Below are 25,490 nucleotides of genomic sequence, written 5' to 3'. Positions count from 1 at the left end.
GCCGGTGGCGACGCCGCTGAAGTGTAAGGCGACGTTCAGCCCGGCGACAGTGCGTAGTACCAATGGGCTATCGGCCCGGGCTGCGACGTACGGCCAGAATGCCCGCACCGGGTGCCTGCTCAGGCCCCCTCTATGTTCCCTCGGAGTGGTGTCATGCACATCAGCAAGCCTGCCGGCCCCTTGCCGGCGCCCGTCCCCTTTTACCGTCAGCTGTATTTCCAGGTGGTGGTGGCGATCGTCCTGGGTGCCCTGCTGGGCCACTTCGAGCCGGCCTTCGCCGAAAGCCTCAAGCCGCTGGGTGATGCCTTCATCAAGCTGGTGAAGATGATCATCGCCCCGGTGATCTTCCTGACCATCGTCACCGGCATCGCCGGCATGACCCACCTCAAGACGGTGGGCCGGGTCTTCGCCAAGTCGATGACCTACTTCCTGTTCTTCTCCACGCTGGCGTTGATCGTGGGCATGATCGTGGCGCACGTGGTGCAGCCCGGCGCCGGCATGAACATCAACCCGGCCGAGCTGGACCAGAGCGCGGTCAACACCTACGTGCAGAAGTCCCACGAGCTGAGCCTGGTCGGCTTCCTGATGGACATCATCCCGGCCACGCTGGTCAGCGCGTTCGTCGATGGCAACATCCTGCAGGTGCTGTTCGTGGCGGTGCTGTTCGGGATCGCGCTGGCCCTGGTCGGCGAGCGTGGCCAGCCGGTGCTGAGCTTCCTGGAAGCGCTGACCGCGCCGGTGTTCCGCCTGGTGCACATGCTGATGAAGGCCGCGCCGATCGGTGCATTCGGTGCGATCGCCTTTACCATCGGCAAGTACGGGGTGGAATCGCTGGTCAACCTGGCCTGGCTGGTGGGTTCGTTTTACCTGACCTCGCTGTTCTTCGTGCTGGTGATCCTGGGCATCGTCTGCCGTCTGTGCGGCTTTTCGGTGCTCAAGCTGATCCGCTATCTCAAGGCCGAGTTGCTGCTGGTGCTGGGCACCTCCTCGTCGGAGTCGGCGCTGCCCTCGCTGATGGAGAAGATGGAAAAGGCCGGCTGCGAAAAGTCGGTGGTGGGCCTGGTGGTGCCGACCGGCTACTCGTTCAATCTGGATGGCACCAACATCTACATGACCCTGGCCGCCTTGTTCATCGCCCAGGCCACCAACGTGGACCTGACCCTGGGCCAGCAGATCACCCTGCTGGCGGTGGCGATGCTCAGCTCCAAGGGCGCGGCCGGCGTGACCGGCGCCGGCTTCATCACCCTGGCCGCCACGCTGTCGGTGGTGCCGGACGTGCCGGTGGCCGGCATGGCGCTGATCCTGGGCGTGGACCGCTTCATGAGCGAGTGCCGCTCGCTGACCAACTTCATCGGCAACGCGGTCGCCACGGTGGTGGTGTCGCGCTGGGAAAATGCGCTGGACCGCGATCAGCTCAAGCTGGTGCTGGATGGCGGCTCGCCGCCGCTGCAGGCACCGGTGGCCTCGACCGACGTCGTCGCCCCGATCAGCGCGCGCTGATGCTTCCTACGGCCCTGCATTCCGTCGGCGCTGCCGGCGGGATGCAGGGCCGTTTCCACATCCAGCCAGCACCGGCCGCAATGCATGCCGCGTTGTGGCATGCGATCTTCCTGCCGCCGCGACAGCTGCGCGACAGGCCCATGTTCAGGCAGGGGGGTAGAATTCAGCCCTCCTGCGCCTTCGAGACCCACAACGCCGATGTCCAACGACGACTTCAAACAGGCCGCCCTCGACTACCACCGCCAGCAGCCGGCCGGCAAGATCAAGGTCACCGCGACCAAGCCGATGCTGACCCAGCGCGACCTGTCGCTGGCGTATTCGCCGGGCGTGGCCTTCGCCTGCGAGGCGATCGTCGAAGAACCCACCCAGGCCAGCGAGCTGACCGCGCGCGGCAACCTGGTGGCGGTGATCACCAACGGCACCGCGGTGCTGGGCCTGGGCAACATCGGCCCGCTGGCGTCCAAGCCGGTGATGGAAGGCAAGGGCGTGCTGTTCCAGAAGTTCGCCGGCATCGACGTGTTCGACATCGAGATCAACGAGAACGACCCGGACAAGCTGGTCGACATCATCGCCAGCCTGGAGCCGACCTTCGGCGGCATCAACCTGGAAGACATCAAGGCGCCGGAGTGCTTCATCGTCGAGCGCAAGCTGCGCGAGCGCATGAACATCCCGGTGTTCCATGACGACCAGCACGGCACCGCGATCATCGTCGGCGCCGCCGTGCTCAACGCACTGGTGGTCACCGGCAAGAAGATCGAAGAGGTCAAGCTGGCCACCACCGGCATGGGCGCGGCCGGCATCTCCTGCGTCAACATGCTGGTCTCGCTGGGCCTGAAGCCGGAGAACATCCTGGCGCTGGACCGCGATGGCGTGATCCACACCGGCCGTACCGACCTGGACCCGGACAAGCAGCGCTACGCGCGCGACACCGACAAGCGCACCCTGGCCGAAATCGTCGAGGGCGCGGACATCTTCCTGGGCCTGTCGGCGGCCGGCATCCTCAAGCCGGAAATGGTCGCCACGATGGCGCGCCAGCCGGTGATCTTCGCGCTGGCCAATCCCAACCCGGAAATCACCCCGGAAGCGGCCAAGGCGGTGCGCCCGGACTGCATCATCGGCACTGGCCGCTCGGACTACCCGAACCAGATCAACAACGTGCTGTGCTTCCCGTACCTGTTCCGCGGTGCGCTGGACGTGGGCGCCACCGGCATCAACGAAGAAATGAAGATCGCCTGCGTCAAGGCGATCGCCGCGATGGCACGGCGCGAGGCCTCCGACCTGGGCGCGGCCTATGGCGGCGAGACCCCGAGCTTCGGCCCGGAATACCTGATTCCGCGTCCGCTGGACCCGCGCCTGCTGGTGGAGCTGTCTTCCGCCGTTGCGCAGGCGGCGATGGATTCGGGCGTGGCCACGCGCCCGATCGCCGACATGGAGGCCTACCGCGACAAGCTCGGCCAGTTCGTCTACCGCACCAGCCTGATGATGAAGCCGGTCTACGACCGCGCGCGCGCCGACAAGCAGCGCGTGGTGTATGCCGAAGGCGAAGAGGAAGTGGTGCTGCGCGCGGTGCAGAACGTGGTCGACGAAGGCCTGGCCTTCCCGATCCTGATCGGCCGCCCGGACGTGATCGAAGCGCGTATCGAGCGCATGGGGCTGCGCCTGACCGCCGGGGTGGATTTCGAGATCACCAACATCCTCGACGATCCCCGCTTCAACGAGTACTGGCAGTACTACCACGCGCTCACCGAGCGTCGCGGCGTGACCGTCACTGCCGCCAAGGAGCTGATGCGCTCGCGTCCGACCCTGATCGCCGCGGTGATGGTGGCGCGTGGTGAAGCCGATGCAATGCTGTCCGGCGTGGTCGGCCGCTTCCACAAGAAGCTGGGCTACGCACGCAGCGTGATTCCGCTGGAACCGCGGGTGAGCTCCACCTCGGCGATGACCGGCGTGATCAACCAGCTGGGCGTGTTCTTCTTCCTGGACACGCATGTGCAGGAAGACCCGACCGTAGAGCAGGTGGTCGAAGCGACGCTGCAGGCCGCGTACCGCCTCAAGCTGTTCGGCATCGAACCCAACATCGCGCTGCTGTCGCACTCCAACTTCGGCAGCCACGACTCGCGCGATGCGCTGAAGATGCGCCAGGTGCGCGAGGCCCTGCTCAAGCGCAAGCCCGAGCTCAACATCGATGGCGAAATGCAGGGCGACACCGCCTGGGACGAAGCGCTGCGCAAGCAGATCATGCCCAACAGCACGCTCAAGGGCCGCGCCAACCTGTTCGTGCTGCCGAACCTGGAGGCGGCCAACATCGCCTACAACCTGGTGCGCGTGTTCACCGACGGCGTGGCGATCGGCCCGATCTTGATGGGCATCTCCAAGCCCGTGCACATCCTCACCACCAGCGCCACCTCGCGCCGGGTGATGAACATGACCGCGATCGCGGCGGTGGATGCGCAGATCCGCCGGCAGCGCGATGCCGAGAAGAGTGCCAGCGAAAAAAATAGCGGTTGAGATCCCCCCACCGGGAAGACATCAAAGACCGATCCGCGAGCGGCACCAGACGCACCGCGCCAAGCCCCTCTCCTCCCGGGGCGACAAGGCACTGCTTGCGCGCCACTGGCACGCGTGCCTTGAAGCGCCCGCGCCGCAAGCGCGGGCCGGGGCGCGGAGCGGGGGTTGGGGTGAGGGTATGGCTCACCAGCGCTGCTGACATTGCGGTGGGACCTCGCTCCGGTAGCACCCGTGCGAATCCGTCGATTGCGTGAGCGGGTGCCTGCTTTCTGCAGTCGCCTGCCTGCAGAAAGCAGCACAATCAGCGCTGCGAGACCGGCGCCTCAACGCACCGCAGGTTCCGCCCCCAGCAACTCGATCTCCGCCAGCTGCACTTTCGCAGGCGCACTGAATCGCAGCCGATACTCGGCATAGGCACCAGGCGTGGCAATACGAAACGGCCGCGTCTGCAACGGCCAGTCGAACGCTTCCTCACGGCGCTGATCGACCACCGTCCACGCACCATCGGCCGCACGCGCTTCCAACGTCCAGCCACTGGCCGCAATGGCCGCATTGCCGTTGGTCAGCGTGTAGAGCGTCGGCGTGCCGCGCGCCATGCCACTGAGCGTCAGCGTCGATGTCGATGCAACTGCAGCGACGGTTCCCGCATCGTCGTCATGCAGGGCAGCGACCTCGCCACCATCGGCCAGCGTGATGCGCGCCGTGTCTCCAAGCACATCACGTAACGGGGCAGGGCGCTTGCCCGCAGGGGTCAGCGACGGTGGCGCATCGTTCGGCCCGGTGCCCCAGCGCGAGGGCGCAGGCCCCATCACGAAGTCCAGCGTCGCCCCCCTGGCGATGTCCGCATGCGGCAACCAGGTCTTGCGCCAGGGCTTTCCGTTGACCTTGAGCGATTGCACGTACACGTTCTGCGGCGAATTCTGCGGCGCATTGACCGTCAGCGTCCCGCCATCGGGCAACCGCACGCTGGCATGCTTGAACAGCGGTGAGCCGATCACGTATTCCGGCGCGCCCATGCGCAACGGATACAGGCCCAGTGCCGCGAACAGATACCACGCCGACATTTCGCCGTTGTCCTCATCACCGGGATAGCCCTGGCCGATCTCGCTGCCCAGGTACAGGCGTGCCAGGATCTCGCGGATGATGCGTTGCGTCTTCCACGGCTGCCCGGCGTACAGATACATCCACGGGATATGGTGGGCGGTCTGGTTGCTGTGCGCATACATGCCCATCCGCACATCGCGCGCTTCGGTCATCTCGTGAATGGTGTTGCCGTAGGAGCCGGCGAACCTGGCCTCGGCGGTCTCGGGGGTGGCAAAGAACGTATCCAGTTTCGCTGCCAGGCCCGCGCGTCCTCCATACAACGCCGCCAGGCCTTCACCGTCGTGCGGTGCGGTGAATGCAAACGTCCAGCCGCTGGACTCGGTGTAATCGTGGCCCCACACGCGCGGGTCGTACCGTGCCGCATCCACACGCCAGTGGCCGTCCGGTGTGCGGCCCTGGAAAAAACCGATCGCCGGATCGAACAACGCCGAATAGCCCGCCGCGCGCTGACGAAAATAAAGTGCCTCGGTGGTGTAACGCTCGCGCGCCGTGGCCGTCTTTGCCTGCCCGGCCAGCGCCTCGGCCATGTTGGCGATACCGAAATCGTTGAGGGCGCCCTCCATCGACCACGACATGCCTTCGTGCGTGTCGGTATCGGCATAACCGCGAAAGGTCGAACGCGCCATGCCCTTGCGGCCGACGTGCCTGTCGGGTGCCACCACGGTGGCGTTCTTGCGCGCGGCAACGTATGCCTCGGCCGGATCGAAGCCCTGCACGCCCTTGCGCCAGGCATCGGCAAACGCCACGTCGGAACTGGTGCCGACCATTAGATCGGCATACCCCGGTGACGACCAGCGCGCCACCCAGCCGCCCGCGCGCGACTGCTCCAGAAAGCCTTGCACCAGCGCGCCGGCAGCGTCGGGGGCGAACAAGGCATACGCCGGCCACGCAGTGCGGAAGGTGTCCCACAAGCCGTTGTTGACGTAGACCCGGCCATCGCGGATCGGCGCGAAACTGCGCACCGCGCTGCCGTCGATGTTGTCGTCCGACCAGCTGCTCTGGCTGGCATAACGCCAGTCCGGGGCACTGGCGCTGCCGACGTTCTCATGGCCGGAGTTGGGATACAGGTGCAGCCGGTACAGGTTGGAATACAGCGTGGTCTTCTGCTCGGCGGTGGCGTCGGGCACCGCCAGGCGCCCCAGCAACGCATCCCAGGCGTCCTGCGCCCGCGCGGCGACCTGCTCGAATGTTGTCTGCGGTGCGATTTCCAGTGCCAGGTTGTGCCTGGCCTGCTCGAGCGAGATCAGCGAGGTGGCAATGCGCATCTGCACTTGCCGGGTGCTGCCGGCAGCGAACTTGATCCAGCCGGTGGGCCGGCCGGTGTCGCTCAGGCCGCTGGTTTCCCACGGCGTATCGAAGCTGGCATGGACATACATGCGCGTTGCGCCGGTCGACAGCCCGCTACGCACATCGGTGTAGCCGGAGAGTGTCTGTCTCGCCGCATCCAGCCGCAGCCCGCCACGCGCGTCCACATTGTCGAACACCAGATTGGCATCGCCCTGCGCCGGGAAGCGAAAGCGGAACAACGCGGCATGGTCGGTCGGCGCGATCTCGGCCTGGATCCCGTTGTCCAGCTGCACCGCGTAGCGATAGGGGCGGGCGGTTTCATTGGCATGCGAAAACGCCAGCGCACGCTGTCGGCGATCGGCTGGCGGCACGCCGGCCGCCAGCGACGGCATCACCTGAAAGGTCTGGCGGTCGCCCATCCACGGGCTGGGCTGATGGCTGAGCGACAACGCCTGCAAGCGCGGGCGATTGTCCGCATCGTTGTGTTCGTTCCAGCGATACAGCCAGGTCAGCGTGCCCGCATCGGTCACCGGCGTCCAGAAGTTGAAGCCATGCGGCACTGCCGTTGCAGGAAAATTGTTGCCGCGCGAGAACGTGCCATTGGACTGCGTGCCGCGCGTGGTCAGCACCCAATCCGACGGACGCGTTGCCGGCGTGAGCGGTACCTCGGCAATGGCGATATCGTCGATCCAGCCGGCACCGGGCGCGCCTGCCGGCGGTGCAACTTCCAGCTCGATCGCACGCACATGGCGCCCACGCAGACCGGCCACGTCACCCAGCCGCACCGCCTTGCGCGCCCATTGCTGCGGATACAGCGTCTTCGACTCGCCTTGCGCCCGCGCACCGAGCGCGACGCCATGTTGATCCCGCGCAGCACTGGCCGACACGCGTGTGCCGTCGTCCAGCAGCAGGTCCAGCGACACATAGGTCGATGCCACATGCTCGCCACCCACGCTCTCGGGCAATACCAGCCAGGACAGCGTGGTATCGGCACCGATCGGGATCTCGCCGGTCAACAAGGTGCGCCGCCCACCTGCGCCACGACTGTCGTACCGCAGGGCATGCGCACCGCTGTAGCCGGCGTTCGGCTTGGCCGCATACGGCGCGGCCGGACCGGTGCCGATGGCAATCTGCACATCGCCCGCCGCCGCGCTCACCGGCAACGGCTGGCCGGCTTCGAACGAGGTCGACAACCCGGTCGCCGCACTCACCGACAACGGCGCAGCGACGCCCAGGGCAACGACCAGCCGGAACCACAGGTCACGCGGATGCAGCAACACAACAGACGAGGTCACGTGGCGATGTCTCCTTGGGTGCGATGCTGCATGGCAGGTCCGGCCTGCCGAGGCATACGAGCCGGGCACGCGCACGCCGGGGCGGTGCGCCATTGTCCGGCGATGATAAGCGCGATGTCCGGGTGTGGCTGCCTGGCGCTGCCGCGCCAGCAAGGGCCCGGCCAGTCGGGGCTGCCGCATTGCTCCCCGACGCTGGCGGCGCCCGGGCGGCTGTTGAGCGCATCACCACCCGAACCGGTATGCCCGGTCAATGGGCCGATCACCACGCAGGCTGCTAGAATCCGGGCTCTGCCTAGTCTCTACGATCGTGCCGCCATGAGCCAGACCGCCACCGCGCCCGCCAATGCCGAATCGCGCTACACCGTGCATCGCGGCGATCTGCCGCTGAGCTGCCCGACGCCGCAGATGGCGTTGTGGAACTCGCATCCGCGCGTGTATCTGCCGATCGAAGACGAGCCCAACTGCGAAGCCAAGTGCCCGTATTGCGGCGCGCTGTTCGTGCTCGCCGACTGATCCTGGCCGGATGCACCGCCTGACCGTGGTGCAACTGCTGCCGGCGCTGCAGTCCGGCGGCGTCGAGCGCTCCACCCTGGAAATTGCCGCTGCGCTGGTGCGCGCCGGCCACCGCGCGGTGGTGGTCTCGGCCGGCGGCCGCCTGGTCCAGCCGCTGCTGGAGGCGGGCGGCGAACATCTCACCCTGGATATCGGACGCAAGTCGTTGCTGACCTTGCGCCATGTGGTCGGCCTGCGCCGGCTGTTCGCCGAACTGGGGGCCGACATCGTGCATGCACGTTCGCGCCTGCCGGCCTGGCTGGGCTGGTACGCGTTGCGCGGCATGCCGCAGGCCACCCGGCCGCGCTTCGTCACCACCGTGCACGGGCTCAACTCGCCCAGCCGCTACAGCGCGGTGATGACTTATGGCGAGCGGGTGATCTGCGTCTCGCAGACAGTGCGCGAGTACGTCTGCACGCACTATCCTCAGACCGACACCGCGCGCCTGCGCACGATCCCGCGCGGCGTCGATATCGCCCAGTTTCCGCGTCGCCCGCAGCCGGACCGCCGCGCGCGCAGCTGGGCACAGACCGTGCTGCCCGGCTTGCCGGCCGATGCACCACTGCTGCTGCTGCCCGGGCGCGGCACGCGCCTGAAAGGGCACGCCGACGGCCTGCAATTGCTCGCCGGCGCGCGCGCTGCCGGCGTGCCGGCCTGGTTGTGGCTGCCGGGTGCGCGCGAGCCGGGCCGTGATGCCTATCTGCGCGAGCTGGAAGCCGAGACCGCCAGACTGGGCGTGGCCGAGGCGGTGGCCTTCACCGAACCCACCGCACGCATCGCCGAGGCCTATGCCGCCAGCGATCTGGTGCTGCAGCTGTCGCGCAAGCCCGAGGCCTTCGGCCGCACCGTGGTGGAGGCCCTGTCGGTGGGCCGGCCAGTGCTGGGTTGGGCGCACGGCGGCGTCGGCGAGCTGCTGGCCGAGTTGCAGCCCGGCGGCGCTGTGCCGGCCTTCGATGCCCATGCCTTGCGCACCCAGACGCTGCAGTTGCTGCGGCAGGCGCCGACACCGCCCGCCGTGCTCCCCTATACGTTGCAGGCCATGCAAGCGGCCACCCTGAAGGTCTATGACGAACTCCGCCGCTGAGGCCATCCCACCTGCGTCCGCGCTGACCCCCGACGCCGGTCGCTGGGCGCCGCTGTGGGTGCTCCTGTTCGTGGCGCTATGGCCCACACCCGGGCTGGCCGAGACGGTGTTGTCGCTGGGTGCGCTGTTTGCGGCCTACCGCCTGCTGCATGCGCGCTTCCGTGGCGGCACCCGGCTGCTCAGTGGTGCGGCCTGGGCGCTGACCAGCGTGCTGTTCTTCGCGTACTGGTTGCCGCAGATGCTGTCGGCGTTCGATGCGGTGGACGTGGGGCGCGCGCTGCGCAAGTCGGCCACCGATCTGCGCTATCTGCCGTTCATGTGGTTGTGCGCGATCGCGGTGGCCAATGCGCAGCGGCGTCGGCGCACCTTCACCGGCCTGGCGGTGATCGGCGGGGTGTGGACACTGGATGCGCTGCTGCAGGCCGTGTTCGGCAGCAGCCCGTTGTTCTTCGGCCTGGATCAGATCAAGCAGCTGATCAGTGGGCATGGCCTGTGCACGCCGCAGGAGCTGGCCCTGGTCGACCGCCTCAGCGGCGTGCTGGGGCCGTGCAACCTCAAGTTCGGTCAGACGCTTGCGAGCCTATCGCCCTTCCTGCTGCTGGCACTGGGGCGGCGCAATGCCTGGGCCTGGGCGGGCGCTGCGGCGGCGGTCGGCGTGGTGCTGGTGCTGGCGGGGTCGCGGGCCTCGTGGATCACCTACGGCGTGATCGTGCTGCTGTCCGGCTGGCAGTTGCTGGGTGGCCGCCGCCTGCTTGCGGTGGCGGTGGTCGGCGCGCTGCTGGCGGCCGGCGTGGTGGCGGTGGCGCCGCAGGCGCGCGAGCGGATCCAGCGCACCGCGCTGGCCTTCAGCGATGACCAGCAGGGCGTCGACCAGGCCTTGTCCGGGCGTGCGCAGATCTGGGGCGCAGCGCTGTGCATGATCCACGCGCATCCACTCAATGGGGTGGGCGCCCGCGGCTTCCGGCAGGCGTATCCGGCCTGCAATCCGGCACCCGCGCAGGCGCCGGCCTGGGGCGATGGGCCTGCCTTCCATGCGCACCAGATCGTGCTGGAAATCCTGGCCGAAACCGGGGTGATCGGGTTGCTGCTGTGGCTGGCCGGTGCGGCGCAGGCCTGGCGCGCGTGGCGCTATTCCAGCCTGGCCGCGCGCGAGCAGGCACGCCCGGCGATGATCGCGCTGGTGGCCACGGTGTTCCCGCTCAACACGCATCTGGCGTTCTATTCCAGCTTCTGGGGCGGGCTGAGCCTGATGCTGGCCGGCCTGTATGCCGGTGCCTTGCTCAACGACGACGCAGATCAGCCGCCGCCGCGCTGAGGATCCTTTGCGGTGCTGCGGCGGCACGCGCCGCCTGCATCCAGATACGCGATATCAACGATAAAAATCGCTGCGCCCACCCGGCTGGCGTTTGAAGCGCCGATGGATCCACAGGTACTGGTCCGGCGCCTCGCGCACCATGTCCTCGATCGCCGCGTTGACCTGCGTGGTATCGGCGATCACATCGTCGGAGGGGATGTCTGCCAGCGGCGGTGCGATCTTGAGGAGGTAGCGGCCACCTTCGCGCCGGTGGAAGTACGGCACCACCGCGCAACCGGTCAGCCGTGCCAGCTGATGGGTGGCGGTGATGGTGGAGGCCGGATGTCCGAAAAACGGCACGAACACGGTGTCCTTGCCACGCATGTCCTGATCCGGCGCATACCACAGGAAACCGCCGCGCTTGAGGTGCTTGATGGTGGCGCGCAGATCCTCGTTGGCGAACATGTGCGTGGCATAGCGCAACCGCCCGCGCTTGACCGCCCACTCGAACACCGGGTTGCGATGCCTGCGGTACATGCCGGCCAGCGGTACGTAATCGCATAGCAGCCGCCCGCACATCTCCAGCGTCATGAAGTGGCCGGACACCAGCAACACGCCGCGTTTTTGTTCCTGCAGGCGCTGCAGGTGTTCCAGCCCTTCGACCTGCACGCCCGGGCGGATCGCATCGATGCTGCCCCACCAGGCGCGCGCGAATTCGAACAGGCCCACGCCCAGCGCATCGAAACTGTCGCGCAACAGCCGCGCCCGCCAGGCATCGTCCTGTTCGGGAAAACACAGTTTGAGGTTGACCTCGGCAGCACGCCGGCGCGTGCCGGCCAGGCGCATCGCGATCCAGCCCACGCCACGCCCCAGCGCACGCTGCAGCATCCAGGGCAGGCGTCCGGCGATCACCATGACGGCAAGGGCCAGGTACATCGGCCAGTGCCTGGGATTGCGCAGGGAAGGGCGGACAGCGACGTTGGCGGGCTCGGACATGGGGCAATTCTAAGGGATCATGCGCGCGCGGCAGCGTGTACATGCGCGCGCCGCAACGCTCCCGTATCCTGCACCGATGCGGAAAGACCCGATCGAATGGCTGTTGCGCGGACTGTACTCGGCGCTGTTGTACCTGTTGCTGCCGGTGACGGTGTACCACCTGGTGTGGCGCGGTTTTCGCGTCCGCGAATACTTCAACCGCTGGAACGAGCGCTATGCCTCCTACACGCATGCCTGCGGTCGCCCGCGCGTGTGGGTGCATGCGGTGTCGGTGGGCGAGGTCAATGCCGCCGCGCCGCTGGTCAACGCCCTGCGTGCGCAGCGCCCGGATATCCGTTGGGTCATCACCACCATCACCCCCACCGGCTCCGAGCGCGTGCGCGCGGTCTGGGGCGATGCGGTGGACCACGTGTATCTGCCCTACGACGTGCCCGGCAGCGTCGGTCGCTTCCTGGAGCATTTCCGCCCGCGCCTGGCGTTGATCCTGGAAACCGAGCTGTGGCCGAACATGTTGTTCGGCTGCCGCGACCGCGGGATTCCGGTGTACATCCTCAACGCGCGGCTGTCGGCGCGCTCGCTGCGTGGCTATCGCCTGCTGGCACCGTTGATCAGCCGCGCGCTGCGCACCGTCACTTGCGTAGCGGCACAGTCGCACGACGATGCCGAACGCTTCGTCACGCTGGGTGCGCGGCCCGACCAGGTGATCGCGCTGGGCAATCTCAAATTCGATATCGCCGCGCCTGCGCAGCTGCAGGCCCTGGTCACGCAGTTCCACACGCACGTGCCGGCCTCGCGGCCGGTGTGGATTGCCGCCAGCACGCACGAAGGCGAGGAGGCGGCTGTGGCCGACATCCATGCGCGCCTGCTGCTGCAGTTTCCGGATCTGCTGATGTTATGGGCGCCGCGCCACCCCGAGCGCTTTCCCAAGGTCGAGGCCGTGGCGCGCGAGCGTGGCTGGGCCGTGTCCACGCGTAAAAGCCAGAAATGGCCGCAGGCGCGCGACAAGGTGTTTGTCATCGATACCCTGGGCGAGCTGATGAGTTTCTACGCCTGTGCACAGGTCGCCTTCGTCGGCGGCAGTCTGCAGCCGATCGGCGGGCACAACCTGCTCGAGCCGGCGGCAGTCGGCACGCCGGCCGTCACCGGCCCGCATCTGCACAATTTCTCGGAGATTTCGCGGCGCATGCGCGAGGCCGAGGCGGTGACCATCTGCGAAGATGCCGACAGCGTGTACCACGATCTGGCGCGCCTGCTCGGCGACCCTGTCCAGCGTGAGGCGATGGCCGCGGCAGGGCTGGCACTGGTCGCCAACGGCAAGGGCGCGGTGGCGAGGACGCTGGTGCAGATCGCGCCGCACCTGCCGCCGGTGGTGAGCGAGGGTGCCGCGTCCTGAGAATGTGGTTATACGATATCAGCCTGGCTGGCAGCAGCTGCCGGTGCAACATCCAGAGAGTAAACGAAGCAAATAGGGGCAGCATTTCCGCGTTGTTCTGGGCTAGGCCGTGATTGCGGACCTTGGCGTAGCTCAACTGGCGCTTTGATCACTCGAAATGGGTGCTCCGCCATCGCGCGAACGTGACTTTGAGTTTTTCAAGCGCTGTTCTCGAGCACGCTCACTCTTGTTGTCGATGTTTGAATCATCGATTCTGGCGACGATGAAGAATGCAGCCCAGCAGTCCTACCGTTTTTCGTATTTTACGCACCCGTGTGTAGTCGCTTTCGCTGAACACTGGTCTCTTTGCCATGCATCACCATGGCATCGGTAACATCAGTAGCCGGGCAACGGACGTGGCGCACCGCCCCGGACGACTCCTCCATGCCGATAGACCGCTTCCCAAGCGAAAATTCTTGGAAGCAATCGCTGCAGTCGCCGGCGCATGCGATCCAGTGTAGTGCATTGAATGCCGCGCGTAGTGCTTGCTCGGGCTGCGGTACCTGTGCATCCATTAGTGTTAAAAAGAGCCGCAAGGAATAAATTCAGTCAGAGATATCTGTCGGATATGATCATGGATGCTTTGTCCAGATAGGTTGGCCTGACAGTAGTGAAGTTAGTATATTGCTTTATGGTGTTGTTGTGACATTTCCCGGGCAGCGTTTACCTTGTCACTACCGAGTGCGTTTTTTAGGTGGCGGAGGTTCGGTATTCTGGGCCGGTGTGCTCAAGCAAAACGCGGGTTGATCAGACATCATTTTCCCGCGTTCTGCCGTTCGTGGCACGTAGGTTATGGGGATGCGCAGATTGTGTAGATATTTATGATCGTCGGTCCGTTTACATAACCGTAGGTGCGCCAACCATTGCCGTTCGGGTAGCTTCCTACCGGTGAAAACCGACCCGCATTCATGACCACTTGTCTAGTGTTTATGTTGTTGTTCTCTGGCAATCCTCCAACAAATTGGACGCTGTTCGGATCGCCAGTGTTCCACCCACCAGAGATGGGGGTGAAACCACCAGGGCACTGTGGAGTGGCATCGACGGTCTGGGCGCCTGATGAGCTCGTATGTGCTTCCACTACAGTCTGGTAAGTAGCGGCTTGGACAGATGAAACGGCTAGCAGTGAGGCTGCAGCAAAAAACGGCAAAAGCAGGGTCTTCATAACAGCTCCATATTATCGGGAGATGCCGGGCTGATATTACTCAGAGTTCCGCAGGTAAGCGGCCCTCTTCACCACGTCCGGTAGATGTAGGCTCGCACTTAAATGGAATGTTCTATGTAGGTTTGTGCCGAGGTGTGGTGTCAGATTTCCCCTAGGTGTTGATTGGTGCTAGCTATTTCGGGGGAGGTATATAATGATTAAGTGAAAAATTCGTTCTATGCTAAAAATATATTTCGATTGCGAACAATTGCATGTTCCGATGAGTGACCGGAAGGCTAGTAGCTCCTGACCATTCTATAATCGTAATTTTCTACCTATGGTCTCTCACAATAACTAGACATACATGGAAGTCAGTTTTCGTCAGACTACGCTTTGGGACAGGTATTGAGAATTTCGCGCATAAAAAAGGCGGGCTTGCGCCCGCCTTTTCAGTCACCTGTCGGCTTGCGTTACTGCAGCGAGCCACTGCCCTGCAGCTTGGACTCGGCATCCTGCGACAGCAGCCGGTTCACATCCTGCAGGTCGGTGATGTTGAGCTTGCCGATCGCCTGGCCCAGCAGCAGGCGGTTCTGCAGGAAGGTGTAGCGCGACTGTGCATAGTTCAGCTGCGCCTGGAACAGGGTGCGCTGGTTCTGTACCACGTCCAGCACGGTGCGCGTGCCGACTTCCAGGCCGACCTGCGAGGCGTCGTATGCGGCCTGCGCGGAGACCACGGCCAGGCGACGGGCTTCCACTTCGCTGATGCCGGCAACCACGGTCTGGTAGGCATTGCGCGTATTGCGGTCCAGCGCGCGCTTCTGCTGCTCGTAGGTGTCCTGCTGGATATCGCGGCGTGACAACGCCTGGCGCACGGCCGACTGGGTGGCACCGCCGGCAAAGATCGGAATCGACAGCGTAAGGCCGATCGAATCGGTGTCGATATCGCGACCCTGCGTGGTGAAGTTGCCCGCGGCCTGGTCAGCCGCCGCCTGGCCGCCCCAGCTATTGCTGCGGCCGACATTGGCGCCGAGGTTCAAGGTCGGGTAATGGCCCGCACGTGCGGCATTGACCTGTGCCTCGGCCGCGCTGACCTGCAACTGCTGCGACTTCAGCGCCGGGTTGTCTGCGATGGCAGTGGCCACCAACTGATCGACATTGCTGTACGCCGCCGGGACTTCGGGGCGGAAGTCTTCGGGAAGTGCGCGCAAGGACGTGACCGGCTGGCCGGTGAGTTCGGTCAAGGCCTGGTAGTAATCCTTCAAGGTGTTGCGCGCATTGATCGTGTCGGCACGCGCCTGGTCGTACTGGGCGCGCGCTTCATGCACGTCGGTGATCGGGGCCAAGCCCACTTCCAGACGCTTGTCGGCATAATCGAACTGCTTCTTGGCGGCCGCTTCGTTGGTCTCTGCCGCCGCCAGCGATTCGATGCCGACCAGGACCTGGAAATATGCCGCCGAGGTGCGGGTGATCAGGTCGTTGTTGGCCGATTCCAATGTGAAGTCGGCTGCCTTTGCCACTTCGCGCTGCGCACGCAGATTGGCGAACTGCGCCCAGTTGAAGATGGTCTGGCTGCCCTGGATCGAATACTGGCGCTGCTTGGTGGTCGAGCGCCCCTCGTTGAGGTTGTCGATGGTATCCAGCTTGCGATGTGCCTGGGTGTACCCGGCGGTGCCGTCCAACTGCGGCAACAACGCCGCACGCGCCTGCACTTCGCCCTCCCGATTGACCAGGCGGGTGGACTCGGCCACTGCCAGCTGCGGATCGCCGTTGCGGGCCATTTCGTAGACCTGCAGCAGATCGGTGGCGTTCGCGGCCATCGGAGACAGGGCGGCGGCCAGCGCCAGGACGAGGGATCGGCGGATCATCGGGGAAGCTTCCTTGGGAATCAGAATTGGAATCGGGGCGTCGGTGCGGCGCCCTGGAGATAGGCGAGGTCGGTTTCGAACAACGATTCGATGCGCGGAGCGTTGACGTCGCCACGGACCAGGACCGCTTCCATCACCGGTTCGTGACCGCGGACCACGAACAGGCGCCCGTTCGGCCGCAGCCATTGCAGCCATTGCGTCGGCAGCGTATCGACCGCGCCGGTCACGCAGATGGCATCGAAGCGGCGCTCGCTCTGCCAGCCGAACACGTCGGCGGTTTCAATCCGCACGTTGCTGCCCAGGCCGCTGCTGTCCAGATTGGCGCGGGCAGCGGCGGCCAGGGCCGGATCGATCTCCAGGCTCAGCACTTCGCGGGCCAGCGCGGCCAGGCAGGCGGTGGAAAACCCGCTGCCGGTGCCGATTTCCAGCACGTCTTCGCCCGGCTGCAGGTCCAGTGCCTGCAACATGCGGCCTTCCACCACCGGCTTCATCATCTTGTGGCCGGCCGACAGCGGGATTTCCACATCGACATAGGCCAGGGTCTTGTAGGCCTCGGGCACGAAGGCCTCGCGCGGCAGGCGCGCCAGCACGTCGAGCACACGCAGGTCCAGCACGTCCCACGGCCGGATCTGCTGTTCGACCATCTTTTCGCGGGCCTGGGAGAAATCGATCGTCATGGTGCGGTTATCCAACGCGGTGGGGCAGGCATTTTACCGGTGCACGGGGCAACTGGCGCATCTAGCATCGCTGCGCGCCGGCAAACGACGCAGTGCCGGAAGTCATCGCCACCAAAGGCCGGGGGCGGTCAGCGCGGCGCATACGCCCTCAAGAAGAAATCCACGCTGGCCTGCAAGTGCTCGTCCACCTGCGCGCGGGTGGGCTGGCCGTGCAGGCCGCACATCATCAGCGCATACAGCTCGCCCTTGAGCAGGCAGAAGAACTGGGACGCGGCGCGTGCCACATCGTCGATCTTCAGCTGCCCATCGGCCACGCGTGCGGACAGGAAATCGGCCAGCGCCCGTTGGGTTCGCTTGGGGCCGGCATCCCAGAACATCTCGCGTACGTGCACGTCGCCGGTACCGGGCGCCATCATCATGCGGTGGGTGGCAATGGCCGACTCGGTGCTGACCATGGCGAAGAAGGCGTCGGCGATTTCGATCAGCTGATCGCGCAGCGCGCCCTCGGGAGCATGATCGAACAGGTCGTCCGGCATCATATGCTGGCATTGCGCACGGATCGCCTCGGAAAACAGGCTCTCCTTGTCGCCAAAATGGCTATAGACGGTGAGCTTGGACACGCCCGCCTGGGCGGCGATGCCATCCATGCTGACCCCGGCATACCCCTGCTCCATGAACATGGTGCGGGCAGCGCCAAGAATGGCGGCGCGTTTCCCAAGATCCTTGGGCCGTCCGGGGCCGTTGCTCCTGGCCTTGGACTTGAGGGGGGGCGAGCTGGACATGCTGCCAATACTAGACCATCGGGTTCTATATTTATACTCGCCGCCGGTGGAATGCAGGCGGGCGCTCAGGAATGGCCGCGCCCAGGCGTTAGCTGCGCACCAGCTTGGTTATGGCCGGTAATTGTTTCGGCTGAATGCCTCCCGGTGTCATGGTGCATCCCATCGGTGTGGGGAATCCACCTAGCGCGTTGAAAAACCCCCGGTGATAGATTGGCTAACGGTCTGTCGGCGCACGTCGGCAGCCCCTTTGGCAGCACAACGAGGGGATGGGGAGCGTGGACAGGGTCGGGGCGCATGCGCAGACGGGCTGCGTCCGCAGCACATGCGTGCGGCGGACCGGGCTGCTGTGGCGGTGGGTATTGCTGGCTTGCGCGCTGTTCGGCGTCTGGCCGGCCGGCGCCCAGCCGCCGACCCATACCGCGTACCACACCGTCACGCGCTGGAGCATGGACGACGGCCTGCCGCACAATCTGGTGCACGCGGTGGCGCAGGGCGCCGATGGCCTGATCTGGCTGGGCACCTGGGAAGGTGTGGCGCGCTTCAACGGCCGCGACTTCACCGTGTATGACCGTCAGAACACACCGGGCGTCGAGCTGGGGGGCGTGTTCGTTGTGACACGCGACAGCGCCGGCGGGATGTTGTTCGGCACCGCCTTCGATGGGGTCTACCACTACCAGGATGGCCACTGGCAGCAGCTGGGCGATGCTTCGGCGCGGCACCTGGCGGTCAGTGCACTGCTGCGCTGCGCCGATGGCGCATTGTGGGTGGGCACGCCGCAGACGCTGTACCGCATCGAGCCGGACGGGCGGGTGGTGGACGTCGGGCGCCAGGCCGGCCTGCCGCGCGCGCGCATCACCGCGCTGGCGGCCGATGCCGATGGCGATCTGTGGGTGGGCACCGAAGTCGGGCTCTATCGTCTGCCCCGCGATGGCATTGTGGCCGAGGCCTGGGGCAAGGCACATGGCATGCGCGCCGCACCGGTGCGGCGGCTGGCCAGCGATCGTCAGGGCGGCCTGCTGGTCGCTGGCGACGACGGCGTGTGGTGGTGGAGCCGCGGTGGCGGACTGCAGCGTTTCCGGCAAGGCCAGCGGGTGGATGCATTGCTGCTGGATCGGCGCGGACATCTGTGGATGAGCCTGCCGTCGGGCACGCTGGTGGTGCATGGCGGCGCGGGTACGCCGGACGAACAGATCGCCATTTCGGGCGTCGCCAGCCCGGCGTTGCTGGAAGACGCCGAGGGCCTGATCTGGGTCGGCAGCACGCACGGCCTGTTCCGCATCGCCGAAGGCGCCGCGCATGGCGTCACCCACGAAGACGGCCTGGCCTCGGACTACGTGCGCACGGTGTTGCAGACCGGCAACGGCACCGTGTGGGTGGGCAGCGCGGTGGGCCTGGACCGCTGGCACAACAACCGGATCAGCCGCGTGTCGGTGGTGCCGAACGAGGGCGGCCGCGTGCTGGAGCAATCGGTGCTGGCCCTGGCCGATGCCGGCGATGGCGGCGTCTGGGCCGGCACGTACAGCCAGGGTGTGGTGCGCCTGGATGCGCAAGGGCGCGTGCTGGCACGCATTGGTGCGGCCGACGGCCTGCCGTCGCTGTCGGTACGCGCGGTGTTGCCCGATGGCCAGACGCTGTGGATCGGCACCACCGCCGGGCTGGTGCGCTGGCGCGATGGCAAGGCACGCCGCTTCACCGCCGCCGACGGCGTACCCGATGGCTCGGTGCAGGTGCTGTATCGCGATACGCAGGGCAATGTGTGGATCGGCACCGATCGCGGCATGACCGCGCTGTCGGCAAATGGCAGTACGCGCGCATGGCTGGGCGAGCAGGATTTTCCCGGGCAGAACGCGTTCGACTTCCTGCGCGATACCAATGGCGACCTGTGGATCGCCAGCGATCGCGGCCTGCTGCGCCTGAGTGGAGAGACCTTCCGCGTCTACGACCACCGGGTCGGGCTGCCGCGCGACAAGGTGTTCCGGGTGATCGACGACGGCCGCGGTTATTTCTGGTTGTCGAGCAACCACGGTGTGTTCCGCATCGCGCGCAGCGACTTCGACCAGCTCGATGCCGGCACGCGCGAGCAGTTGAGTGTGGAGGTGGTGGATCGCAGCGACGGCATGCCCGGCAATCAGGGCAATGGCAGCAGCGCGCCGGCCGGCTGGATGACCCAGTCCGGGCAGTTGCTGTTTCCTACCGCTGCGGGCCTGGGCGTGATCGATCCGGCGCGCGTGGGCACCCTGCAAGGCCATCGCGTGCCGATCGTGTTCGAGCGGCTGCTGGTCGACGGCACGGTGCAGCCGCTCAATGGCTTGCATCGCTTCGGCGCGGAGACCCGGCGCATCGCCATTGTCTATGCAGGGCTGAATTATCGTGGCCCGGACAAGGTGCGCTACCGCTACCGGCTGGAAGGTTTCGACCCGGACTGGGTGGACGCCGACAGCGCCAGCGAAGCGGTCTACACCAATCTGCCGCCGGGCCGTTTCCGTTTCCGCGTCCAGGCGATGTCGCTGCCGGTGGACTGGCGGCAGACCGCGCTGGTGGGCGAATCCAGCCTGGTGATCGCACTGGCGCCGCCGTGGTGGCGGCGTGGCGAAGTGATCGCCCTGGGCATCCTCGGGCTGGGCAGCCTGATCTACGGGCTCTATCTGTGGCGCACCGCCAGCTACCGCCGTCGTCAGCGCCAACTCAATACGGTGATCGACGCACGCACCCGCGAGTTGAGCGACAAGAACCTCGCGCTGCAGCAGGCCAGCCAGGAGCGCGAAGCCCTGATGCGCCAGCTCGAATACCGCGCCAGCCACGACGTGCTGACCGCCTTGCCGAATCGGCGCGAGGCCGAGCGCGTCCTGCAGCAATGGTTCGATGATGCGCGCGCCGGTGGTCCCTCGCTGGCGTTGGTGCTGATGGATATCGACCATTTCAAGCGCATCAACGACGAGTACGGCCATGAGGTCGGCGATGCGGTGCTGCGCGCGATCGGCGAAGCATTCAACGAGCAGGATCAGGCGCAGTGCTTCGCCGCGCGCCACGGTGGCGAAGAGTTTCTGCTCGCGGCAGTGGGGGTGGACGTTGCACAGGCACGCGCGCTGTTCGAGCGCATGCGCCAGCGGCTGGCGGCGATCGGCATCGAGACGCAGGGCACGACGGTGCGCTGCACCGCCAGCATGGGCATGGCGATGAGCGATGAAGCACCGAGCCGCCGCGAACTGCTGGCACTGGCAGACCGCCGCCTGTACCAGGCCAAGCGGCTGGGGCGCGACCGCTTGGTGGATCAGTAAGCCTGTCGCGTTGCCAGGGGCATGGCGCTGCCGCGCTTACTCCTGCAACTGGTCCGCCTGCGCGTTCAACAAAGCGACAAACGCCTGCGCGGCGCGCGACAAGGTGCGCCCGCCATGGGTCACGCAGCCCAGCTCGCGCGACAGCGTCACATCGGCCAGCGGCAGCGCCACGATCTGGTGATCGATCATGCGTTCCGGCAATACGCTCCACGCTAGGCCGACCGACACCAGCATCTTGATCGTCTCCAGATAGTTGGTGGTCATGCGCAGGCTCGGCACCAGCCCATGCCCGGCGAACAGACCGGCGACGATGCGATGGGTGAACGTGCCCGGATCCGGCAGCACCGCCGGATGCGCCACCACATCCTCCAGCGACACCGCGCGCAACGCGGCCAGCGGGTGATCGGGCGCCACCACGAACTGCAGGCGGTCATGCCAGATCGGTTGCGCGCGCAGCGGCGCACGCGTGTCCGGTGCCAGCGTGGTGACCGCCAGTTCCACCTCGCCGCGCAGCACCGCGGCATAGGCCAGCTCCGAATCCAGGAACTGGATGTCCAGCGCCGCGTGAGGATGCTCCGCGGCGAAGCGGCGCAGCAGGGCGGGCAGGCGATGCAGGCCGACATGATGGCTGGTGGCCAGGCTCAGCCGCCCGCCGACCGCCGCGCCAAGATGCTCCAGCACGCGGCGGGTGTCCTGCAGCTCGGCCAGGATGCGTTGCGCACGCGGCAGCAAGGCCTGGCCGGCCTCGGTCAGCACCACCTGGCGGCCCAAGCGGTCGAACAATCGCGCCGACAACTGCCCTTCCAACAAGGCGATGCGTTTGCTCACCGCCGGCTGGGTGAGGTGCAGGGCCTCGCCGGCGGCTGAAAAGCTGCCGCTTTCGGCAATCGCCACGAAGGCGCTGAGGCTTGCCAGGTCCATTGCCATTCCCAAATTTCATTTGTTGAATAAACAATATGAATTTGCGTTATCCAAGGCAAGCTCCTAGCATCGAACGCAGCCAGGTGGGCACTCCCACCATCCGCCAACCGGATCGCCGCAATGACTGCCAAGACGCTGTACGACAAGCTGTGGGACCTGCACGAGGTCACGCGCCGCGACGATGGTTCGTCGCTGATCTACATCGACCGCCACATCCTGCATGAAGTGACTTCGCCGCAGGCGTTCGAAGGCCTGCGCCTGGCCGGGCGCAAGCCGTGGCGCATCGATGCCAACATCGCCACGCCCGATCACAACGTGCCGACCACGCGGGCCGAGCGCCAGGGCGGGCTGGAGTCGATCTCCGATGAAGTCTCGCGCCTGCAGGTGCAGACGCTGGACGAGAACTGCGACGATTTCGGCATCCTCGAGTTCAAGATGAACGATGCGCGCCAGGGCATCGTGCATGTGGTCGGCCCCGAGCAGGGCGCCACCCTGCCTGGCATGACCGTGGTCTGCGGCGATTCGCACACCTCCACGCATGGCGCGTTCGGCGCGCTGGCGCACGGCATCGGCACTTCCGAGGTCGAGCATGTGCTGGCCACGCAATGCCTGATCGCCAAGAAGATGAAGAACATGCAGGTGCGGGTGGAGGGCACGCTGCCGTTCGGGGTGACCGCCAAGGACATCGTGCTGGCGGTGATCGGCAGGATCGGCACCGCCGGCGGCAATGGCCATGCGCTGGAATTTGCCGGTAGCGCGATCCGCGCCCTGTCGATGGAAGGGCGCATGACCATCTGCAACATGTCCATCGAAGCCGGTGCGCGCGTGGGCATGGTCGCGGTGGACGAAAAGACCATTGCCTACGTGCAGGGCCGCCCGTTCGCGCCAAGGGGCGCCGACTGGGAGGCCGCCGTCGCACTGTGGCGCACGCTGGTTTCCGATGCGGACGCGCACTTCGACACCGTGGTGGAGCTGCGTGCCGAAGACATCAAGCCGCAGGTCAGCTGGGGCACCTCGCCGGAAATGGTGCTGGCGGTCGACCAGCAGGTGCCGGACCCGGCAACCGAACAGGATCCGACCCGGCGCGACTCGATCGAGCGCGCGCTGAAATACATGGGTTTGCGGGCAAACCAGCCGATCACCGAGATCCGCCTGGATCGCGTGTTCATCGGCTCGTGCACCAATTCGCGCATCGAAGATCTGCGCGCGGCCGCTGCGGTGGCCCGGGGGCGCAAGGTTGCCTCCACCATCAAGCAGGCGCTGGTGGTCCCGGGCTCGGGCCTGGTCAAGGCGCAGGCCGAAGCCGAAGGCCTGGACAAGGTGTTCCTGGACGCCGGGTTCGAATGGCGCGAGCCGGGGTGCTCGATGTGCCTGGCCATGAACCCGGACAAGCTGGGCAGCGGCGAACACTGCGCCTCCACCTCCAACCGCAACTTCGAAGGCCGCCAGGGCGCCGGCGGCCGCACCCACCTGGTCAGCCCGGCCATGGCCGCAGCGGCGGCGGTCAGCGGGCATTTTGTTGATGTGCGTGCGTTGCAGGGAATCGAGAATCGGGAATAGAGAATCGCAACGTCCGTCCCGTCTCCGCTCTGCCAATTCCCCATTCTCTACTCCCAATTCCCGGCTTTTCAATGACCCCTTTCACCCAACACACCGGACTGGTGGCGCCGCTGGATCGCGCCAATGTCGATACCGACCAGATCATTCCCAAGCAATTCCTCAAGTCGATCAAGCGCACCGGCTTCGGGCCGAACCTGTTCGACGAATGGCGCTACCTGGACGTCGGCGAGCCTGGCCGCGACAACAGCCAGCGCCCGCTCAACCCGGAGTTCGTACTCAATTTCCCGCGCTACCAGGGCGCCAGCGTCCTGCTGGCACGCGAGAACTTCGGCTGCGGTTCCTCGCGCGAACACGCGCCGTGGGCGCTGGACGAATACGGCTTCCGCGCGGTGATCGCGCCCAGCTTTGCCGACATCTTCTTCAACAACAGTTTCAAGAACGGCCTGCTGCCGATCGTGCTGGCCGAAGCAGAAGTGGACGCCCTGTTCGCGCAATGCCTGGCCACCGAGGGCTACCGACTCACCGTGGATCTGGCCGCACAGCGCGTGCGCCGCCCCGATGGCGTGGAATACGGCTTCGAGATCGATGCGTTCCGCAAGCACTGCCTGCTCAACGGGCTGGACGACATCGGTCTGACCCTGCAGGACGCCGATGCGATCGGCCGCTTCGAGCAAGGGCATCGCGCGCGTCAACCGTGGCTGTTCGGCGCGCTGCAGTAATTCCGCCGGCACTTACCCACGAACCGGTTGCGTCAGTACGTGCTGCGCTGTGTTGATTTCACTGACGAGGATTGCATGAGCAAGCAGATTCTGATTCTTCCCGGCGACGGCATTGGCCCGGAGATCATGGCCGAAGCGGTCAAGGTGCTGACGCGCATCGATGCGCAGCATGGGCTGGGTGTCAGCCTGGTATATGACGAACTGGGCGGTGCGGCCTACGACAAGTACGGCAGCCCGCTGGCCGACGAAACGCTGGAGCGGGCACGCGCCGCCGACGCGGTGCTGCTGGGTGCGGTCGGTGGGCCGCAATGGGACACCATCGATCCATCGCTGCGCCCGGAGCGCGGCCTGCTCAAGATCCGCTCGCAGCTCGGGTTGTTCGCCAACCTGCGTCCGGCGCTGCTGTATCCGCAGCTGGCCGATGCCTCCACGCTCAAGCCTGAGGTAGTGTCGGGGCTGGATCTGTTGATCCTGCGCGAGCTCACCGGCGGCATCTATTTCGGTCAGCCGCGTGGCACGCGCACGCTGGAAAATGGCGAGCGTCAGGCCTACGACACGCTGCCCTACAGCGAAAGCGAGATCCGCCGCATCGCCAAGGCCGGCTTCGAGATGGCACGCCTACGCGGCAAGAAGCTGTGCTCGGTCGACAAGGCCAACGTCCTGGCATCGAGCCAGCTGTGGCGCGCGGTCGTCGAAGAGGTGGCCAAGGACTATCCGGACATTGCGCTGTCGCACATGTACGTGGACAACGCGGCGATGCAGTTGGTGCGCGCGCCCAAGCAGTTCGATGTGATCGTGACCGACAACATGTTCGGCGACATCCTGTCCGACCAGGCGTCGATGCTCACCGGCTCGATCGGCATGCTGCCTTCGGCCTCGCTGGATGCCAACAACAAGGGCATGTACGAGCCATGTCATGGCTCCGCGCCGGACATCGCAGGAAAGGGGATTGCCAATCCGTTGGCCACCATCCTGTCGGTGGCAATGATGTTGCGCTACACCTTCGCGCAATCGGCTGCAGCGGACGCCATCGAGCAGGCTGTCGGCAAGGTGCTCGACCAGGGCCTGCGCACCGCCGATATCTGGTCGGAAGGCACGACCAAGGTCGGCACCGTGGCAATGGGGGATGCAGTGGTGGCCGCGCTGTAACAGCGCCCGCATTCCTGAAGCGTTTTGGTGCGCAGGAGTGGCCGGCATGCGGGTGTTGGTCAGTAGCGCGATGCCGCATCCCTGTCCTCAGCTGGCGACAGCAATTGGTGGTGCTTGCGCGCGTGCCGGCGTGGGACCTTGAGCGGCATGGATGCCGCGCCAGCGCCTACAAGGACGTACTTGCGGCGTGTCCCACGCCGGTACGCGTGCAAGCGCCCGCAGGAGACCGGAGCACTCGCATGGAACTCTAGATGTGGTGCACAAGAATGATCGGTATGCGGAGTCGGTCGGCGGTGCGGCGCCGCATCCAGTGTCGGGACACGCCGTGAATCCGTCCCTGGAGGCT

Annotated in this window: 17 protein-coding genes; 10 read left to right on the top strand and 7 right to left on the bottom strand. The window is 66.0% G+C overall.

What is annotated here, in order from left to right:
- The first annotated feature begins 153 nt into the window (after positions 1-153).
- Together EO139_RS07300 and EO139_RS07295 are read left to right on the top strand one after the other, a co-directional pair.
- On the top strand, positions 154-1,500 hold the full coding sequence (locus tag EO139_RS07300) for a dicarboxylate/amino acid:cation symporter (protein ID WP_104584014.1): 1,347 nt from the start codon (positions 154-156) through the stop codon (positions 1,498-1,500).
- Positions 1,501-1,698: 198 nt separating this feature from the next.
- Complete coding sequence (locus tag EO139_RS07295) at positions 1,699-4,008, top strand: NADP-dependent malic enzyme (protein ID WP_126969934.1); 2,310 nt, start codon at positions 1,699-1,701, stop codon at positions 4,006-4,008.
- A gap of 323 nt (positions 4,009-4,331) precedes the next feature.
- Here the strand turns inward: EO139_RS07295 and EO139_RS07285 are convergent, their stop codons facing one another.
- Positions 4,332-7,694 carry a GH92 family glycosyl hydrolase gene (locus EO139_RS07285; RefSeq protein ID WP_126969930.1) on the bottom strand — a complete coding sequence of 1,121 codons (3,363 nt, stop codon included), beginning with the start codon at positions 7,692-7,694 and terminating at the stop codon, positions 4,332-4,334.
- Between the two features lie 315 nt (positions 7,695-8,009).
- Here EO139_RS07285 and EO139_RS07280 point away from each other — a divergent pair, with 315 nt between their 5' ends.
- From EO139_RS07280 to EO139_RS07270, 3 genes are read left to right on the top strand one after another with little or no spacing between them, the layout of a single operon-like run.
- On the top strand, positions 8,010-8,207 hold the full coding sequence (locus EO139_RS07280; protein ID WP_006451050.1) for a zinc-finger domain-containing protein: 198 nt from the start codon (positions 8,010-8,012) through the stop codon (positions 8,205-8,207).
- A gap of 10 nt (positions 8,208-8,217) precedes the next feature.
- Positions 8,218-9,330, top strand: coding sequence for a glycosyltransferase (locus tag EO139_RS07275; protein WP_126969928.1), 1,113 nt, complete (start codon positions 8,218-8,220; stop codon positions 9,328-9,330).
- Complete coding sequence (locus EO139_RS07270) at positions 9,311-10,645, top strand: O-antigen ligase (protein ID WP_104648811.1); 1,335 nt, start codon at positions 9,311-9,313, stop codon at positions 10,643-10,645. Before EO139_RS07275 ends, EO139_RS07270 begins: the two co-directional genes overlap by 20 nt.
- A gap of 54 nt (positions 10,646-10,699) precedes the next feature.
- On the opposite strand, the gene EO139_RS07265 is transcribed toward EO139_RS07270, so the two are convergent.
- Positions 10,700-11,620: an LpxL/LpxP family Kdo(2)-lipid IV(A) lauroyl/palmitoleoyl acyltransferase gene (locus EO139_RS07265; RefSeq protein ID WP_104584018.1), complete on the bottom strand. Its 921-nt coding sequence runs from the start codon at positions 11,618-11,620 to the stop codon at positions 10,700-10,702.
- Positions 11,621-11,696: 76 nt separating this feature from the next.
- Here EO139_RS07265 and waaA point away from each other — a divergent pair, with 76 nt between their 5' ends.
- Positions 11,697-13,013, top strand: a complete 1,317-nt coding sequence (gene waaA / locus EO139_RS07260) for a lipid IV(A) 3-deoxy-D-manno-octulosonic acid transferase (protein ID WP_126969926.1) — start codon at positions 11,697-11,699, stop codon at positions 13,011-13,013.
- A gap of 829 nt (positions 13,014-13,842) precedes the next feature.
- On the opposite strand, the gene EO139_RS07255 is transcribed toward waaA, so the two are convergent.
- The 4 genes from EO139_RS07255 to EO139_RS07240 form a co-directional block, all read right to left on the bottom strand.
- Positions 13,843-14,214, bottom strand: a complete 372-nt coding sequence (locus tag EO139_RS07255; protein ID WP_126969924.1) for a hypothetical protein — start codon at positions 14,212-14,214, stop codon at positions 13,843-13,845.
- A 449-nt stretch (positions 14,215-14,663) separates the two neighbouring features.
- A complete protein-coding gene (locus EO139_RS07250) occupies positions 14,664-16,058 on the bottom strand; it encodes a TolC family outer membrane protein (protein WP_119127388.1) in 1,395 nt (464 codons plus the stop codon).
- A 20-nt stretch (positions 16,059-16,078) separates the two neighbouring features.
- Positions 16,079-16,735, bottom strand: coding sequence for a protein-L-isoaspartate O-methyltransferase (locus EO139_RS07245; RefSeq protein WP_104648815.1), 657 nt, complete (start codon positions 16,733-16,735; stop codon positions 16,079-16,081).
- Between the two features lie 128 nt (positions 16,736-16,863).
- Positions 16,864-17,517: a TetR/AcrR family transcriptional regulator gene (locus tag EO139_RS07240; protein ID WP_104584022.1), complete on the bottom strand. Its 654-nt coding sequence runs from the start codon at positions 17,515-17,517 to the stop codon at positions 16,864-16,866.
- Between the two features lie 266 nt (positions 17,518-17,783).
- On the opposite strand from EO139_RS07240, the gene EO139_RS07235 reads away from it, so the two are divergent.
- Positions 17,784-20,795: a ligand-binding sensor domain-containing diguanylate cyclase gene (locus EO139_RS07235; RefSeq protein ID WP_164739762.1), complete on the top strand. Its 3,012-nt coding sequence runs from the start codon at positions 17,784-17,786 to the stop codon at positions 20,793-20,795.
- A gap of 36 nt (positions 20,796-20,831) precedes the next feature.
- Here the strand turns inward: EO139_RS07235 and EO139_RS07230 are convergent, their stop codons facing one another.
- The gene (locus EO139_RS07230) at positions 20,832-21,716 is read right to left on the bottom strand and encodes a LysR family transcriptional regulator (RefSeq protein ID WP_104584023.1); all 885 of its coding nucleotides are present in this window, start codon (positions 21,714-21,716) and stop codon (positions 20,832-20,834) included.
- A gap of 120 nt (positions 21,717-21,836) precedes the next feature.
- Here EO139_RS07230 and leuC point away from each other — a divergent pair, with 120 nt between their 5' ends.
- The 3 genes from leuC (at position 21,837) to leuB (ending at position 25,144) form a co-directional block, all read left to right on the top strand.
- A complete protein-coding gene (leuC, locus tag EO139_RS07225) occupies positions 21,837-23,276 on the top strand; it encodes a 3-isopropylmalate dehydratase large subunit (RefSeq protein ID WP_104584024.1) in 1,440 nt (479 codons plus the stop codon).
- A gap of 71 nt (positions 23,277-23,347) precedes the next feature.
- Positions 23,348-23,995 carry a 3-isopropylmalate dehydratase small subunit gene (gene leuD, locus EO139_RS07220; protein ID WP_104584025.1) on the top strand — a complete coding sequence of 216 codons (648 nt, stop codon included), beginning with the start codon at positions 23,348-23,350 and terminating at the stop codon, positions 23,993-23,995.
- A gap of 75 nt (positions 23,996-24,070) precedes the next feature.
- Positions 24,071-25,144: a 3-isopropylmalate dehydrogenase gene (gene leuB, locus EO139_RS07215; RefSeq protein WP_126969920.1), complete on the top strand. Its 1,074-nt coding sequence runs from the start codon at positions 24,071-24,073 to the stop codon at positions 25,142-25,144.
- The last annotated feature ends 346 nt before the right edge of the window (positions 25,145-25,490 follow it).

The sequence above is a fragment of the Xanthomonas sp. BRIP62411 genome (assembly GCF_003993525.1).
Classification (GTDB): Bacteria; Pseudomonadota; Gammaproteobacteria; order Xanthomonadales; family Xanthomonadaceae; genus Xanthomonas; species Xanthomonas euroxanthea.
The sequence above is the reverse complement of the archived record's forward strand: the minus strand, read 5'-3'. Positions and strand labels throughout refer to the sequence as shown.